12 protein-coding genes are annotated in these 15727 nt (G+C 45.5%); 4 read left to right on the top strand and 8 right to left on the bottom strand.

The genetic code is table 11. The features are described from left to right. Positions 1 to 3: 3 nt before the first annotated feature. Positions 4 to 573 carry a guanylate kinase gene (locus tag ADIAL_RS02525; RefSeq protein ID WP_034299684.1) on the bottom strand — a complete coding sequence of 190 codons (570 nt, stop codon included), beginning with the start codon at positions 571 to 573 and terminating at the stop codon, positions 4 to 6. 78 nt (positions 574 to 651) lie between these two features. Continuing rightward, a complete protein-coding gene (locus tag ADIAL_RS02520) occupies positions 652 to 1314 on the bottom strand; it encodes an undecaprenyl diphosphate synthase family protein (RefSeq protein ID WP_034299682.1) in 663 nt (220 codons plus the stop codon). Between the two features lie 334 nt (positions 1315 to 1648). Between ADIAL_RS02520 and adhP the strand changes: the two genes are divergently transcribed. Continuing rightward, the gene (gene adhP, locus ADIAL_RS02515) at positions 1649 to 2659 is read left to right on the top strand and encodes an alcohol dehydrogenase AdhP (RefSeq protein ID WP_034299679.1); all 1011 of its coding nucleotides are present in this window, start codon (positions 1649 to 1651) and stop codon (positions 2657 to 2659) included. A gap of 133 nt (positions 2660 to 2792) precedes the next feature. On the opposite strand, the gene ADIAL_RS02510 is transcribed toward adhP, so the two are convergent. Beyond that, positions 2793 to 4136 carry a D-serine ammonia-lyase gene (locus tag ADIAL_RS02510; protein WP_051503663.1) on the bottom strand — a complete coding sequence of 448 codons (1344 nt, stop codon included), beginning with the start codon at positions 4134 to 4136 and terminating at the stop codon, positions 2793 to 2795. A 286-nt stretch (positions 4137 to 4422) separates the two neighbouring features. Next, a complete protein-coding gene (recQ, locus tag ADIAL_RS02505) occupies positions 4423 to 6204 on the bottom strand; it encodes a DNA helicase RecQ (RefSeq protein WP_034299676.1) in 1782 nt (593 codons plus the stop codon). Positions 6205 to 6429: 225 nt separating this feature from the next. Here recQ and ADIAL_RS02500 point away from each other — a divergent pair, with 225 nt between their 5' ends. Together ADIAL_RS02500 and ADIAL_RS02495 are read left to right on the top strand one after the other, a co-directional pair. Then, positions 6430 to 7191 carry a threonine/serine exporter family protein gene (locus ADIAL_RS02500; RefSeq protein ID WP_034299674.1) on the top strand — a complete coding sequence of 254 codons (762 nt, stop codon included), beginning with the start codon at positions 6430 to 6432 and terminating at the stop codon, positions 7189 to 7191. Between the two features lie 27 nt (positions 7192 to 7218). Beyond that, positions 7219 to 7686, top strand: a complete 468-nt coding sequence (locus ADIAL_RS02495) for a threonine/serine exporter family protein (protein ID WP_034299672.1) — start codon at positions 7219 to 7221, stop codon at positions 7684 to 7686. A gap of 173 nt (positions 7687 to 7859) precedes the next feature. On the opposite strand, the gene ADIAL_RS11005 is transcribed toward ADIAL_RS02495, so the two are convergent. Next, a complete protein-coding gene (locus tag ADIAL_RS11005; RefSeq protein ID WP_051503661.1) occupies positions 7860 to 9587 on the bottom strand; it encodes a peptidoglycan DD-metalloendopeptidase family protein in 1728 nt (575 codons plus the stop codon). 474 nt (positions 9588 to 10061) lie between these two features. Between ADIAL_RS11005 and ADIAL_RS02480 the strand changes: the two genes are divergently transcribed. Then, positions 10062 to 10976 (top strand): UbiA family prenyltransferase, encoded by a 915-nt coding sequence (locus ADIAL_RS02480; RefSeq protein ID WP_034299670.1) that lies wholly within the window; start codon positions 10062 to 10064, stop codon positions 10974 to 10976. An 84-nt stretch (positions 10977 to 11060) separates the two neighbouring features. Here the strand turns inward: ADIAL_RS02480 and ADIAL_RS02475 are convergent, their stop codons facing one another. From ADIAL_RS02475 to licT, 3 genes are all read right to left on the bottom strand, one after another. Beyond that, positions 11061 to 12497 carry a glycoside hydrolase family 1 protein gene (locus tag ADIAL_RS02475; protein WP_034299774.1) on the bottom strand — a complete coding sequence of 479 codons (1437 nt, stop codon included), beginning with the start codon at positions 12495 to 12497 and terminating at the stop codon, positions 11061 to 11063. A 79-nt stretch (positions 12498 to 12576) separates the two neighbouring features. Beyond that, positions 12577 to 14529, bottom strand: coding sequence for a beta-glucoside-specific PTS transporter subunit IIABC (locus tag ADIAL_RS02470; protein WP_034299667.1), 1953 nt, complete (start codon positions 14527 to 14529; stop codon positions 12577 to 12579). A 185-nt stretch (positions 14530 to 14714) separates the two neighbouring features. Next, positions 14715 to 15554, bottom strand: coding sequence for a BglG family transcription antiterminator LicT (gene licT / locus ADIAL_RS02465; protein WP_034299665.1), 840 nt, complete (start codon positions 15552 to 15554; stop codon positions 14715 to 14717). Between the last annotated feature and the right edge of the window lie 173 nt (positions 15555 to 15727).

The following is a 15727-nucleotide window of genomic DNA, read 5'->3' as shown; positions in this document are numbered from 1 at the left end:
TATTCAGGCTCCATTTGCTGAAATGTCTGCTTGGCGGCTGCCATCGATGACACTAAAGATACTCTCTACTGTCTCCTCCACTGTACGATTCTCCAAAATTACATCCGCTTCATCCAGAGGTTTCAGCTCATCGGTTTCTTCACTGAACGTCAGCCGCTCGATAATTTTCTGAGGAGCGTCTCCCCTGCATTCCATTCTTTTTTTCATATCTTCAGCCGATACGGTCAGAAAAATAATCAGCGTTTCTTCAGGAAAGGCCTGTTTCATCGCCCGGGCACCATTTTTGTCGAGCGATACATGTACAAGCGGATAGCGATCAAGCGCCTGGGATACTTCACTTTTTGTCAGACCATAAAGCCGGTGATTGTAAATTGTCTGTTCTATAAAGTCTTTTGGATCCAGTTCATCCACGTTTCTGAAGTAGTAATCCACCCCATCGGTCTCCCCTGCACGGGGAACACGCGTAGTCGTCGTGACTAGTTTGTGCAAACCTTTCTCACTCAATTTTTCTCCAATTGTCGTCTTACCGCTGCCGCTTGGGCCCACCAGTACGATGATTCTTTTGCTGTTCATATCAGAACCCTCTCTTTAAAAAAATCGAAAAGGAACAAACAGACTCCTGCTGCTCATTCCTTTTCTCTCGCTTGTGAATCAGCCGCCTAAAGTGACATCTGTTTCTTGGTACCACTGAAGCGCATCATGCAGATGCTGATCTGTGTAGTTTGGCCAGTACTCATTGACAACGTAAATGTCTGAATAGATAGACTGGATTGGAAGGAAGCCACTCAGGCGTCTGCGCCCGCCCCACCTCAAGATCATGTCCATTCTGGAAATATCCTTGGAAGCGATATGATCGATCAGGTTTTTCGTTTCCATCGCGTCATTGTTCTCCAGTGCATAATTCAAATCCCAGTTCCAGCCATAATTGACCAGAAAATTGACTTTCATCCGGCCTTCACCAAATTTAGTCCGCTTCATGGCGTAAGGGAGCAATTCTTTAGGAAACACCTTTGAATCAGTATTTCCGATAACCAGCAGGTCCGCATCCCGTTTCTTCAGTTCATTGACTGAGTCGACACAGGCCTTTTGAAAGGCTTTGGTCTGAAGGGAAGGACGTTTCACATTATCCATCGTGAAGCCGTAATATGTCATTTCTTCTACACCAAGTTCTAGGCAGGCTTCATACAATTTCAGCCCCGGTCCGATTCCATGATTGTATCCATCTTGTTTTTTCAGCCCCTGATTGACTGCCCATCTTCGGTTGCCGTCGGGGATCACACCAATATGTTTTGGTAAACGTTTATACTTTTCCATTTATCTAATATTCTCCCTTAACTAGTTTTTCCAAACATTTTCAACTTAATGGATAAAATGCCTATCTCTATCATACCGCTTTTTCACCGCCTTCATCAACTAGGAGAGCACTTTTCAGCAGATTTATTTTACTTTGGACCTTTGTTTACTTCTGACTTCAGCTACTAAACAAAAACAAAAAAATCATTACATTGTACATTTTTACACATTTTTAATTCTATTTATCAAACATATTATCCTCTATTAAATGCAATATAAAACAAAAAAGGTGATTGACCTCACAATGTAAACGCTTTATAATCGTGTTAAGACTAAAACCGAAAGGAAGATATAAATGAAGGCAGCAGTTGTTACAAGCGACAAGCGTGTTGAAGTTAAAGATAAGACTATTCGACCAATCCGTTCCGGAGAAGCTCTAGTCGATGTAGAATTCTGTGGAGTCTGTCACACTGATTTGCATGTAAAAAATGCTGATTATGGTGATAAGACGGGGGTAACACTCGGCCATGAAGGTATCGGAGTCGTCAGAGAAGTGGCTGATGACGTGAGTAGTTTAAAAGTAGGCGACCGTGTCAGCATTGCCTGGTTTTTTGAAGGCTGCGGACACTATGAATACTGCATAAGTGGACGGGAAACACTCTGTCGGGAAGTTAAAAATGCCGGCTATACTGTGGACGGAGCCATGGCGGAACAATGTATCGTAACGGCCGACTATGCCGTCAAAGTCCCAGACGGTCTTGATCCGGCAGCTGCCAGCAGCGTGACCTGTGCCGGCGTGACCACTTACAAGGCTATCAAGGAAGCCAAAATCAAGCCTGGTCAGTGGATTGCAATTTACGGATTGGGTGGACTGGGTAACCTCGCGCTGCAGTATGCCAAAAATGTATTCAATGCCAAAGTGATCGCTGTCGATATTAATGACTCTCAGCTGGAACTGGCCAGAGAAATGGGAGCAGACATGGTTATCAACCCTAAAAAAGACAAGCCTGAAGACATGATGCAGGACAAGATAGGTGGGGCGCATGCTGCAGTCGTTACTGCCGTGGCCAAGTCTGCCTTCAACTCAGCCATCGACTGTGTTCGGGCCGGAGGCGTCGTTGTGGCCGTCGGACTGCCGCCTGAAGCCATGGACCTGAGCATCCCCCGGCTTGTTTTGAATGGAATCGAAGTCATCGGTTCTCTCGTCGGCACCCGCGAGGATCTCCGTGAAGCCTTCGCATTTGCTGCCGAGGGACGGGTTATCCCTAAAGTCGAGAAGCGTCCGATTGAAGACATCAATGCTATCTTTGATGAGATGCAGGCTGGCAGTTTTACCGGCCGCATGGTCATCGATATGGACCTTTAAGCTTTACTTTCAATGTAAATAAAAGCAGCCTTGCCAGAAGTCATTGAACTGATCCTGGCAAGGCTGCTTTTTCACTTCTCACTGGAGGTGAAGCCCCAGCTTTTTCATCTTCCATCTTCTTCGTCACTATTGATCAAAGCGCATGCAGGCTGCTTTCTTCAAGGAAAACTTCACGGTCTTTCTCAGGCACCATAGATCCCCCAGTTGCCCAGGCAATATGTGTAGCCTGATGCATCTTGTCCTTTAGACCGGCTGCTTCTAGATAGCTTTTACCGTTTAGCGTATTCAGCAGGCGGTAAGGACCAACCATGCCGGCAACAGCTGCTGGTTCAAGAAAAACAGACTCTTTGTCGTATAGACTGGACAGCAGTCCCTTGAACACTTCATCCTGAACAGAATAGCCTCCGCTGAAAAAGGTACGCATCAGTTTAGCAACCAGACCAGATGTACGAGGAACTGCCAGTCCGTCAGCGATGGTCAATCCGCCCAGCTCGAAATCAAAGACAGAAATACCATCATATTTTTCGGAGAGCAATCCGACCAGCATGCTCGGCATCTTAGTTGGCTCTGCAAAGAAGCAGTGTACATGCTCACCAAAAGCCTGCTTCAGACCAAATGTAATGCCTCCTGGAGATCCACCGATTCCACAAGGCAGATAAACAAAGAGTGGGTGGTCTTTGTCGACGGTGATTCCTTCTTCTTCAAGCTGTTTCTTCATCCGGAAACCGCCGACTGTATAACCTAAAAACAGTTCTGCCGAATGCTCGTCATCAACAAAGTAACTGCTTGGATTCGCATCGGACTCGGCCCGGCCGTTTTCCACTGCTTTGGAGAAGTCGGTGTCATGTTCAATGACTTCCACTCCTTTATCACGCAGGTATTCTTTTTTCCACTGCTTGGCTTCGACTGACATATGAACGGTTACGTTGAAACCAAGCTTGCGTGCCATCATTCCCACGCTGATTCCTAAATTACCGGTCGTACCCACAGCGATATGGAATTGAGAAAAGAATTCAGTGAATGCCTCGCTGGCAAAGACAGCATAGTCTTCTTCGATTGATTCTAGCATCCCTTTTTCCAGTGCCAGCTCTTCAGCATGCTTGAGCACTTCATAGATTGCTCCACGGGCTTTGATGGTTCCGGATATCGGCAGCAGGTCATCCCGCTTCAGCAGCAGTCTACCGCTCAGGTCAGTCTCAAGAGAGGCGTTCAGATGGCTTTTCATCTCGCTTATTTCTGACAAGGGTGATTCAATGATTCCATCCGTAGCTTCCGTCTCCGGAAAAGCGACTCGGATAAATGCGGCAAAGCGCTGGAGACGGGCCTCAGCATCTTCAATATCTGTTGTTGAATAAGGGGTCGCTTTGGTCGCTTCTTCTGTCGGCAAGTACATCGGGTTGCTCCAGAAAATCTCTTCGGAGCGCTGAACCGCTCCCAGTAGAGGGTTAATTTGAATCAGGTCTTTGATTTCATTCATAATTGTTCATACTTCCTTCCAGTCAGTCATTCTGATATAGTTCGGCCCGTTAATTGTAGCATAATCGTTCAGGCGAAAAAAGCGCCCTTGAGCCTTCTCATCATAAGATAAGCAAGCTTTTATCATTCTGTCACATGCCGGTCGCTTACGGGCCCGTTTCCAAAAAAAGCCAGCAACTTAGATTTTCAGAATCATTCACCGGTTACGCTGTAGCTTTACACGCTTACCCTTTCAGAAGGACAATTTTACGGCTGCTCATGATCTGCTCAACTGCGAAAGTCCGTATTCAACTGTCTTCTTTATTCGCCAGATATTCTCCGATTCGTTCAAGAAACGCTTCTCCGTACTTATCGAGTTTGGCCTCTCCTACACCGTGAACGGTCAGCAAGTCTGCCGGTGTCTTTGGATAGACAGCAGCCATGCTCATCAGAGACCGGTCAGTAAAGACCACAAAAGGAGGCTTGCCGATTTCTCCTGCAATAGCTTTTCTTAAAGCCCGTAGTTCTTCAAACAGCGCCTGGTCATAGTCCTCGTTGACAGCCGCTTTGGTTTTCTGCTCGGTTTCCTGGTGTTTTATCATATACAGCTTTTCCCGGGCATGCAGTAGATCCACTGTCTTGTCAGTAAACTTGAGGATCGGATACTGGTCGCCACCCACCTGAAGAAACTGTTCGCTAACCATAAGGGCGATAGTATCTTTGATTGTCTGATCAGAAGCGGCTTTCATAATTCCGTATGTCGATAGTTCATCAAAACGCTGACTTCTGATTCGGGCATTATTCTTCCCTCTCAAAACATCCGTGATCATGCCCATACCAAACTGCTGGTTCATCCTATAGATGCAGGAAAGGATCTTCTGGCAGGTTTCCGTGACTTCAATGCGTTCAGTCTCACCGTTACAGTTGGAACAGTTACCGCAGACATCTGATTGGGCCGTCTCATCAAAATAGGCCAGGATTACTTTTCTCAGACACTGCCCCGTTTTGCAGTAGGAGATAATCGTATTGAGATTTTTTTTGGCGTGCGGATGACTGCCTTGTTCAATCAGCATATTGTTGGTGATGATATCCTGACTGGAATAAAACAGTACCGCCTCTGCAGGCGCACCGTCCCTGCCGGCACGGCCAGCTTCCTGGTAGTAACTTTCCATATCCAGGGGCATATTGTAGTGGATCACATACCGCACATTGCTTTTATCAATCCCCATCCCAAAGGCATTGGTCGCAACGATTACCGGCGTTTTGTCATAGAGAAAATCTTCCTGATAACGGGTGCGTTCTTCGGCACTCAGTCCCCCGTGATAATAGCCGGCATCATAGCCTTTCTTTTTCAAAAAGCTGTAGACCCGCTCCACATTTTTACGGGTATTGCAGTAAATCACGCTGGATTCATTTTTCTTTATCAGTTCCAGCAGTTTCTGCTGCTTATTTTTAGGGTGCGCAATCGAAAAAGTCAGGTTAGGCCGGTCAAAGCTGGCAGTAAAGGCATAGGGATCCTGAAGATCGAGCCTTTGAATGATATCTTCACGGACTTTTTGCGTTGCCGTTGCGGTAAAGGCTGCAAAAGGAGGGCGATTCCTGCAGTGGTCTCTTACCGCAGGAATCGCCTGATAGCTCGGACGAAAATCATGACCCCACTGAGAAATGCAGTGCGCTTCATCCACTGCAATCAGGTTGATGTGCATCTGTCGCAGCCGGCTCAAGAAGTACTCATTTTCCAGACGCTCAGGTGAGACATAAAGCAGATCCAGTTCATTCCCAATGGCTTCTCTGATGGTCTGATTCTGTTCATCCAGTGTCAGCTGGCTGTTTAAATATCCGGCCTTGATCCCCATGGTGACCAGTCCGTCGACCTGATCTTTCATCAGTGAGATCAGCGGGGAAATCACTAAGGTCAGTCCAGGCATCTCGACGGCTGGAATCTGATAACAGAGGGACTTTCCTCCACCAGTCGGCATGATCCCCAATACATCCCGCCCCTCCATAATAGCTTCGATGATCCCCTGCTGGCCTGGTCTGAAACTGCTATAGCCATAATACTGTTTAAGTGTTTGATTGATTGTATTCACTGTATCTCTCCTATAATCATTGGTCCACACGCTGCCGCATGGACAGACTGATTCATTTTAACATAACCAGGTCTTATCGGACAGAGCCGGCCCGCACCTGTTATAGATATTATCTTTTGCCGCTCAACCTCGCGTATTCTGTCAGTATTATTATTAAAAAGCAGTATCCAAATGACGGGAAAATCGTTATACTTAGCGTATTGAACAGTTTCAGGAGGTAATGTTATGCAGAATTATCCCGTAGCGGATATATTGGATATATGTGTTGAAGCCGGACGGGTCATGCTGGAGAACGGCGCTGAGACTTACCGGGTGGAAGACACCTTATACCGTATCGCCAAAAGCTACAATCTTATCTATATCAATGTCTTTGTTGTGCCTACTGCTTTGATTTTAACTGTCCAGGGTGAAGATGGACAGGACCATACGGAACTCCTGCGCATGGCCGACCGCCAAACTAATCTTGAAAAAGTTTCCATGGTCAACGACTTGTCACGCCAGCTGTCCCGAAAAACGCTGCCTCCCTCAAAAGTCAGAGCCAAGCTCAAAATCATCAAGGATACTCCCAGGAACTTTAACCGCTGGCAGAGAAACCTCGCCATCGCCTTTGCCTGCGGTGGTTTCCCCTTGCTTTTCGGCGGAACTTACGGAGATATGCTGCCGTCCATGATTGCTGGTGGGCTCGGTCACTTACTTTATGAGATTGTCAACGACTGGACCAATGTCAGTTTCTTTGCTGAAATGGTTGCTGCCTTTTTTATCGGCCTTCTTGCCCTTTTATTTACAACCTTTGGACTAGGTGTAGACCTTAATGTCATCATCATCGGCGCAGTCATGTCTCTGGTTCCCGGTATGGCCATCACCAACAGTTTCCGTGACTTGATGGCCGGACATTTACTCTCGGGCGTTGCCGTCTTAGCCAAGGCGATGCTCACTGCCGGTGCCATCGGTATCGGTATCGCAACCGTTCTGACCTTTATTCAATAAACAAACTGGAAAGAAAGGAGCTTTTCCATGGATCTTACCTTGATCACCTATTTCATCGCTGCACTGGCCGGTACATTCGGCTTTGGCGTCATCTACAATGTTCCGACCCGTACCTTGGTCGCCTCCAGTTTTTCCGGAGCTGTCGGGTGGATGGTCTATTATTTTCTTGCCTTCGAACTGAACCTAGACCTGTTCGTTGGAGTCGGCGTTGCCGCTTTTCTGGTGGCCTTTTTCAGCCAGTGGTATGCCCGGCATTTCCGGATGCCTGTCATCGTTTTTGCTATTCCCGGTATCATCCCACTTGTTCCCGGAGGATCAGCCTATAACATGATGCGGGCCTTTGTGGAGGGCAATTCTGATTTTGCATTTATGTATGCGACAGAAACCTTTCTGATTTCCGGTGCAATCGCTGTGGGTCTTTCCGTCAATAGTGGACTTTTCCAGGTATTTTCCAATCGGGCCTTTGCCAAACGTGAAAAACGTTATTTGCCTTAATCAGATGCTTGACTTGTTGACGGAAAAACATGTCATGCTCGAGAAAAAACCGTTCCGCTTCTTGGAGCTTCCCTCTTGCGCATTCATAAAGAGCTTAAATTATACACTTAAAAAAAGACAAAAGAGGCTGGGACAGTATCCCAGCCTCTTGCTTTGTCTCTTATTTACCTGTTTTAATAGCTGACGTAGTTTAGCGGGTTGACCGGTTGACCATTACGGTGGATTTCAAAGTGCAAGTGAACCCCTGTTGAATCCCCTGTCGTTCCCATAGTTCCGATACGCTGACCTTGAGAAACCTGTTGTCCTCTTGATACAAGCAGATTCGGTGTCAAGTGTGCATAACGGCTGGAGTAGCCTCCACCATGATCAATGTCCACGTAATAACCAAGCGCACGGTTGAAGCCGGCTGTTCTGACGGTTCCCGCACGGGTAGCAGTAATCGCTCCGCTTCCGGCAATGTCGATACCGGTGTGCATACGGCGTGTACCGAAAATCGGATGCGTACGGTAACCGAATGGTGAAGTCAGACGGCCACTGGCAGGTCTGCTCCAAGTCGTACTAGTCTGAGAGCTGCTTGTACTGGAACTTGAGTTGCTTTGAGAGGCAGTTGCTGCTTCCTGTTCTCTTCTTTCAGCTGCTGCTCGCTGTTCAGCCTGACGACGTTCTTCTGCCCGGCGCTCAGCTGCTGCACGTTCACGCGCTTCTTGTTCCCGACGCTGGGCTGCTGCTTGCTGACGCTCTTCTTCGCGACGCTGGGCTGCTGCTCGTTCTTCCTGTTCCCGACGCTGGGCTGCTGCTCGCTCACGTTCTTCCTGCTCACGACGCTCGGCTGCGGCCTGCTGACGTCCCTCTTCTTCACGACGTTCAGCCGCTGCCTGTTGACGTCCTTCTTCTTCGCGACGTTCTGCAGCCTGGGCTTCCGCCTGCTGACGCTCTTCCTCTTCACGGCGCTCAGCTGCGGCCTGCTGACGTTCTTCTTCCTCGCGGCGGGCTTGAGCTTCTCTTTCCGCTTCGATTCTCGCTGCTTCCGCAATTGCCTGACGCTCAGCTTCCTCTTCCGCTCTTCTACGTTCTTCCTCTTCACGTCTGCGCTGTTCTTCCAGACGCCGTTCCTCTTCAATACGCTCTTCTTCTGTTTCAATTTCAGAAGACAGCGTCATGACTTGCTGTGACAAGGCATACTGTTCACTGACAAACTGCTCTTTTTCCTGCTCGTTCATCTGGTACAGTTCAGCCACGTGCATGATTTCGTTGTCCAACTCGGTCTGCTGCGCCGTCAATTCTTCACGGGTCGCTTCCATGTCGGCAAGGACCTGGGTGACTTCTTCACGCTCAGCCTGGACTTGCTGTTCAGATTCCCGGACTAGTTTCTGGTCACGGATCTGATCTTCTACAATCGAGCGATTGGCTGACACCAGCTGGCTAACAATACCTACACGGCTGATCAGGTCGGAAAGATCTTCAGCGGACAAAATAATATGTATTATATTTGTCGCATTCCATTGTGTTTGGGTCGCGCGCGCCTGCTGCATCAATTGCTCATTTCTTTGTTCTATAAGTACGCTCAGGCGGTCGATCTGTTCGTTCAGGCGGTCGATTTCCTTATTGGTCGCATCCAGTCTTTCATTTTGATTGACCAGGTCTCCCGTCAATTCTGAAATCCGACTCTGCAGCGCCTGGATATTACTTTCGAGTTCCTGTCTTTCTGCGTCCAGTTCCTGCATTTCCTGATCCGTCTGTTCAATCACGGAATCCAGTTCACCTGAACGGCTTTCCACTTCTTCTTTTTCTTTTTGCAGCTCTTCCAGTACACTTTCGGCCTGGACAGGGGATCCGCCAAAGGGCATCGAACCGGCTAAAATAATTGAGGTCAAGAATCCAAGAGTAATTTTTTTCTTCAAAGTTTATTCCTCCACTAGTCTCACGTTTTCACATCTGTTATATTTCAGTAATGTTTTCTACTGTTATCGTTTCAAAATAGGCTATACATCGATAATTAATCTAAACTTATAATAGCATCAAAAGAATTTTTATTAAGCTTTGAGGTCATTACAGTTCTGTTACACTTGAATTTAGTCAAATTTTTGACAAAAAGCGTCATTATATATTCTGAAAAAACACCTTGTTTATAGCATATTGCTTGCATTTTTCTTTAACCTTCTTTTTTTAGCTTCTTATATACCAAAAAAGCGGGTGAGTTTTTTCAGCTGTTTATCAAAAGTAAGTGAATATAAATTCAGTTCAAATTTATAAATAGATCATTCTCTATTTATTCTTTTCACGTAAAAGGCTTATGATTATAGCAATATTCCCACTTCTGATATACTCAACTCTTGGTTCAAATACATATGCCTTGGCATATAGGAGGATTTTCCATGTCAACGGTATTTTCCCGCATTAAGTTTTCGTGTATTTCTGCCCAGCTATTTATATTTCCGAGTCTACTAATGGGTCAAATGATCACTGTCTCGACCCGTCGTTCCTTTAGCTGGCTGGTCTTCATACTCGTACATCTCTATGGTTTGTGTATCCATGCATACATTATTTATACCCGCAACGTAACGGACTGCAAAATGGGTCCCATTCCAAATACTTCAAGATTTAGTACCCCAGCTTCCCTGGCGCTTGCCAGAGACCGCTTCAGACATAAGACAGTATTTAACGGAGCCATTCTTGTGGCTGCCTCCAGCCTGCTGGTGAGCGCCATATTATCTCTTTGGACAAGGAACTGGCTTCTATTTGCAGCCGCTGCCCTCAGCCTTTTGACTTTTCAGTCAAATAGCTTCTATCTTTTCAAAGTCCCTCAACGCCTCTCACCTGACAGTCTTCAAATGCTTGGTACCGGTCTGCTGCTGCCGATAATCGGCCATTTGTCTCAGGGTGGTTTGGTTATGAATATACCCTGGCTGTTACTTCTGCTGCTCCTGCCGGCTCAACTGGCCACAGCTGTTTCAGTTTCAATGAAGGATAATATCTCCAACCGTTCGGGCACTAACAGGGCTTTAATGAATAAACTTGGACCGACAGTCACTGAACTGCTAATTCTAGTCCTTTACATCCTGTCTCTTTCCGGTACTGCCTTGTATTTCTCTACAGTCCTGAATCAGTGGTTTGCCCTGCTTGTCTTTGCTGTCCTTATCCTCTTTATTCTCATTCAGGTATTTTTTTTCTCACGCACACAGACACCACCTGACAAGCAAGACCTGGACACATTAATTATGCTTTCCAGTCTGACAAATGCAGCTTTTGGCCTCGGCGTCTCCCTGATGCTGTTTTACGTTGTTGTGTAACTGACTCAGTATGCACCTCGAGCCCGCTGTATCAACAAAAAATCACCTCACACAATTGTGTGGGGTGATTTTTTGCCTTGCATGCTATAGTTCAGCACCGTTTGTTTCAATGACCTGCTTGTACCAGTCGAAGGATTTCTTTTTCTTGCGTTCCATCGTTCCTGAACCATCATCATGCTTGTCGACATAGATGAAGCCGTAGCGTTTGGAGTACTCTCCCGTTGAGGCACTGACCAGGTCAATACAGCCCCAGCTTGTATACCCGATCAAGTCTACACCATCCTTGACTGCTTCGCTCATTTCTCTGATATGCTCGCGCAGGTAGTCGATGCGGTAATCGTCATTGATTGATCCATCTTCGTCCACTGTATCGTAAGCACCCAGACCGTTTTCTACAATCATCAACGGCAACTGGTAGCGACCATATAATTCGTTTAAGGCTATGCGCAGTCCAACAGGGTCAATTTCCCATCCCCAGTCGCTCGCTTCAAGAAACGGATTCTTGACGCCGCCAATCAGATTCCCCTGTCCTAATTCCTCAGCTGACTTTTCCTTCTTATCTGTTCGGGACATGTAGTAGCTGAATGAAATAAAGTCAACTGTGCCTGCTTTGATGGTTTCCAGATCGCCGTCTTCCATTTCAATATTGATATCATTTTCATTGAAGTAACGGTCTGCAAAATAAGGATATCCTCCGCGAACATGCACGTCGCCACAGAAAAAGTTGAACAAGTCTGCTTCCTGTCTGGCATGCATGACATTGTCAGGATTGGAGTCAAAAGCGTAAACAGGTGCATAAATCAGCATGCAGCCGACTTGAGAGCCCGGGATAATTTCATGTGCTTTTTGAACGGCGCGAGCACTTGCCACAAACTGGTGATGCAGTCCCTGGAAACTTTCCTGCAGCCTTGTTTCAGGACTTTCAGGAGAGAAACCAAGCCCGAATAAAGGCATATGGGTCGCTCCATTAATCTCATTAAATGTCAGCCAGTACTTCACTTTATTTTTATAGCGAGTAAACAGAGTTTCCGCATAACGGTCAAAGAATTCAATCAGTTGTCTGTCTTTCCATCCGCCGTACTCTTTAATCAGGTGCAGAGGCGTTTCGTAGTGGGCAATGGTCACTAATGGTTCAATATCATATTTCGCCAGCTCATCAAATACTCTGTCATAAAAAGCTAAGCCTTCTTCATTCGGCTCCAGCTCGTCACCTTTTGGAAAAATACGGCTCCAGGCGATACTCATACGGAAAACCTTGAAACCCATTTCTGCAAACAAGGCGATGTCTTCCTTGTAACGGTGATAGAAATCAATTCCTTCGTGGTTAGGATAGGAATACTTCTCTGTATCCATTTCGAAATCAAAGCCGGAAGAAGCCATTAACTTCAGACGTGCTTTTCCGCCCGGCAAAACGTCAGCTAAGTTCAGTCCTCTGCCGCCTTCATCAAATCCCCCTTCAAATTGATTGGCAGCTGTTGCGCCGCCCCATAAAAATCCGTCTTTAAATACTTGTTCTTTCATTATAATATTCCCCTTTTCTTCATTACGTGCCGAAGAGCCAGTCACAAATTCTGCCTCTTCCTATTTTTCTTTACGCGTTTTATATAACGACAGTCATGAGATGGTCTGCTGATTTAACAGCTACTTCATCCGTTGTTACCACATCTAAATACTCATCTGAATTCGTTACAATAACCGGAGTAATCGTGCTGAAACCAGCATCTCTTATAACATCCAAGTCACATTCAATTAGCAGTTGGCCAAGTTCTATCTGATCGCCGACTTTGACATGAGCTGTAAAGCCTTTTCCGTCTAACTGAACCGTGTCCATGCCTATGTGAATAAGCACTTCTACACCTTCATTACTCTTAATACCAATAGCATGATGCGTCGGGAATAAAGCCGATACTGTCCCTGTGACAGGTGAAACAACTTTTCCATCCAATGGATCAATCGCAATCCCTTTACCCATTGCTCCAGAGGCAAAGGCTTCATCATTTACTTCGCTTAATGATACAACATTTCCTTCCATTACGCTGGCCAGTACTTCTTTTTCAATATACGTTTCGCCGTTTGCCTGAATCACAGCACCTTCTGCACTATTATCGGTTTCAACACCCTGAGCTGTAGCCACTTCATCGTCTTCAAACACTTTTCCAAAACCGATTAAATAAGTTGCTACTGCGCCAAAAATCACACCTAATACTGAAATTAGAATAATCCAAGGCACATTTCCCCATCCTGATTCTGCAGGATTCAAGTGGTTTGTGTAACCAAAGACTCCCAATCCTCCAACAATGTATCCTCGAGCATTAATGAGACCTAATGCCGCTCCACCTAAAGCTCCACCTACCAGACTGACGTAAAATGGTTTTTTCAGGGGTAGAGATATACCGTAAATTGCCGGTTCTGTTACGCCAAAGAAACCGGAGATAATAGCTGGTATGGCTAACGTTTTAACTTTCTGTTCTTTCGTTTTTAGAAGAACACCGATTATCGCTCCTGTCTGTGCAAAGGATGCAATAAAGGACATGGCTAAAATCGGGTCAGAACCATAAACAACTAAATTGTTTATAGCAATTGGGACCAATCCCCAGTGTAAACCAAAGATAACAAAAACCTGCCATAATCCACCAACAAGTAACCCAGCAACAATTGGACTGAAGTCATACGCCGCTATTGTTACAGCACCGATAATGTTACCTGCCCATGTTGCAATCGGACCAATGACGATAAACGTCAGAGGGACAACAATTAATAAAGTAAGAAACGGTACTAAGAACATTTTCACTACATCAGGTATTGTTTTTTTCATGAATCGTTCAACTTTTGCTGCAAAGAAAACAGATAAGATGACTGGAATAACTGTGGTTCCATAGCCAGCAACCGGCAGCATCACAGGAATACCTAGAAACTCCAGAGCTACAGGTGATTCAAGCAAGGTTCCCTGGAATAATGTGTAGAGTGCCTCTCCACCGGCAAAACCTGTAATACTTGGATAAACCAGAGCCCCCCCAATTGCCATCCCAATGAATGGTGACAATTTAAGCTTCTTGGATGCTGTATATCCTAAAAAGATAGGGAAGAAGTAAAAGAGTGCGTCTCCTGTTGCATCCAGCACCTGATAGGTTCCTGAAGTGTCAGACAGCAAGCCTAGCGCTACAAACAAAGCATTAAATCCTTTAATCATTCCAGTCGCCGCAAGTACACCCAGAACTGGCTGGAAAATACCGGAAATAAGATCGATAAACTGATCAAATGGATTTCCTTTTTCCCCTTCATCACTTGCTGAACTGGAATCGCCACCCAAGTTTCCTTCTTCTAGTACCTGAGCGTAAACATCAGGTACGTGATTCCCAATGACCACTTGGTATTGTCCGCCACTCTTCATAACGGTTACAATTCCATCCATATTTTTAAGTACGTCTGTATTCGCTTTATTCTCATCCTTTAATTTAAAGCGCAGACGAGTGATACAGTGTGTAACGCTGCTGATGTTTTCTTTTCCTCCGACATTACTTAAAATGTCTTTTGCGAGTTCTTCATATGCCACTTTCTTTTCCTTCTTTCTTTTTTATTTTTTAGTTTTTATTTCCAAATTAATGAAAAAAACCCAAATCGACAGTCAATGGTCTGCGTCTCCAATACATCAGAGTTCCGTGCCATGACTGTCAACTTAGGTTTTGCCTGGTCGAACCAGTAACAATCCATCAGTGACAGATTAGTGTATTCAGTTAGTTACCTGCTTTCAGATGTCACACGCTGAATGTGGATAGCCAAGTATAGCTGTTCATCCTTAGTTAGCGCGGTCTGTTCTACTTTTTTCAGGTAGTCGTTTATTCGTTCTGTGCATTTAAAAGCTTTTTGGTACTTTTTTTGAATCTGCTCGTAGAGAAAGTCATCATCTGACTCACGCCGTTCCTGATTCAACAGACGTCTGGCAAAGTACTGCAGATGTGTGATAAAGCGGGTGTACTGAAAGGAGTCTTCATCAAACGTCTGGCCATAATAAAAGTGAACAATGTTGATGATATCCTGAACCAGTTCAGTCATGCGGATGGTAATCCTTAAATCTGAATCATCCTGCCTCGCATTCACAATATGAAGGGCGATAGCGGCAGCTTCGGACTCCGGCAGGTCCACACCCATTTCATTTTCGACCAGCTCTATCGCTTTCAGGCCTATTTCATATTCCACCTTATAGAAGCGTTTGATTTCCCATATGAGCGGTGTCTTGATGTCCAGACCTTCCTGAGTCCGACTGATGGCGTAGCTTAAGTGATCCGGTAATGTCAGATAAATATGATTGCTGAGTTTTAAACGAAGAATACTCTGGGCATATTTGATCACATTCGTCGCTACTTCAAGAATGTCCGGATTAATGTCGCGATACAAATTCGCCAGATTCTCCAGTACATCCTGACCTTCAGGTATGAAAATTTTCTCGATTTTATCTTCTTCAATGCTCTGACCTGCTTTTTTCTGAAACGCAATCCCTCTCCCCATAACGACTGTTTCCTGATTGTGTTCATTTAAAGTCAGTACGACATTGTTATTCAATACTTTTTCTATTTTCATTACACCTGTTTGACACCCCCCAACAGATTTTATCAAAAAAATAAACCTAAACTCATCCCAGACCTTTCCCGAAAAAACAGCTATTCTTCAGGTAAGTTCTCGGATCAATTTAGGTTTTGCCTGCATCTGATATCAGATCAGTAACAATCCAACTGCGTCCATATATTTAACTC

The sequence above is a fragment of the Alkalibacterium sp. AK22 genome, from assembly GCF_000585255.1.
Lineage (GTDB): Bacteria > Bacillota > Bacilli > Lactobacillales > Carnobacteriaceae_A > Alkalibacterium.
The sequence above is the reverse complement of the archived record's forward strand: the minus strand, read 5'-3'. Positions and strand labels throughout refer to the sequence as shown.

Coding starts and splice junctions, on each gene's coding strand:
- ADIAL_RS02525 (WP_034299684.1), bottom strand. CDS start 573: ATGAACAGCAAAAGAATCATCGTACTGGTGGGCCCAAGCGGCAGCGGT.
- ADIAL_RS02520 (WP_034299682.1), bottom strand. CDS start 1,314: ATGGAAAAGTATAAACGTTTACCAAAACATATTGGTGTGATCCCCGAC.
- adhP (WP_034299679.1), top strand. CDS start 1,649: ATGAAGGCAGCAGTTGTTACAAGCGACAAGCGTGTTGAAGTTAAAGAT.
- ADIAL_RS02510 (WP_051503663.1), bottom strand. CDS start 4,136: ATGAATGAAATCAAAGACCTGATTCAAATTAACCCTCTACTGGGAGCG.
- ADIAL_RS02500 (WP_034299674.1), top strand. CDS start 6,430: ATGCAGAATTATCCCGTAGCGGATATATTGGATATATGTGTTGAAGCC.
- ADIAL_RS02495 (WP_034299672.1), top strand. CDS start 7,219: ATGGATCTTACCTTGATCACCTATTTCATCGCTGCACTGGCCGGTACA.
- ADIAL_RS02480 (WP_034299670.1), top strand. CDS start 10,062: ATGTCAACGGTATTTTCCCGCATTAAGTTTTCGTGTATTTCTGCCCAG.
- ADIAL_RS02475 (WP_034299774.1), bottom strand. CDS start 12,497: ATGAAAGAACAAGTATTTAAAGACGGATTTTTATGGGGCGGCGCAACA.
- licT (WP_034299665.1), bottom strand. CDS start 15,554: ATGAAAATAGAAAAAGTATTGAATAACAATGTCGTACTGACTTTAAAT.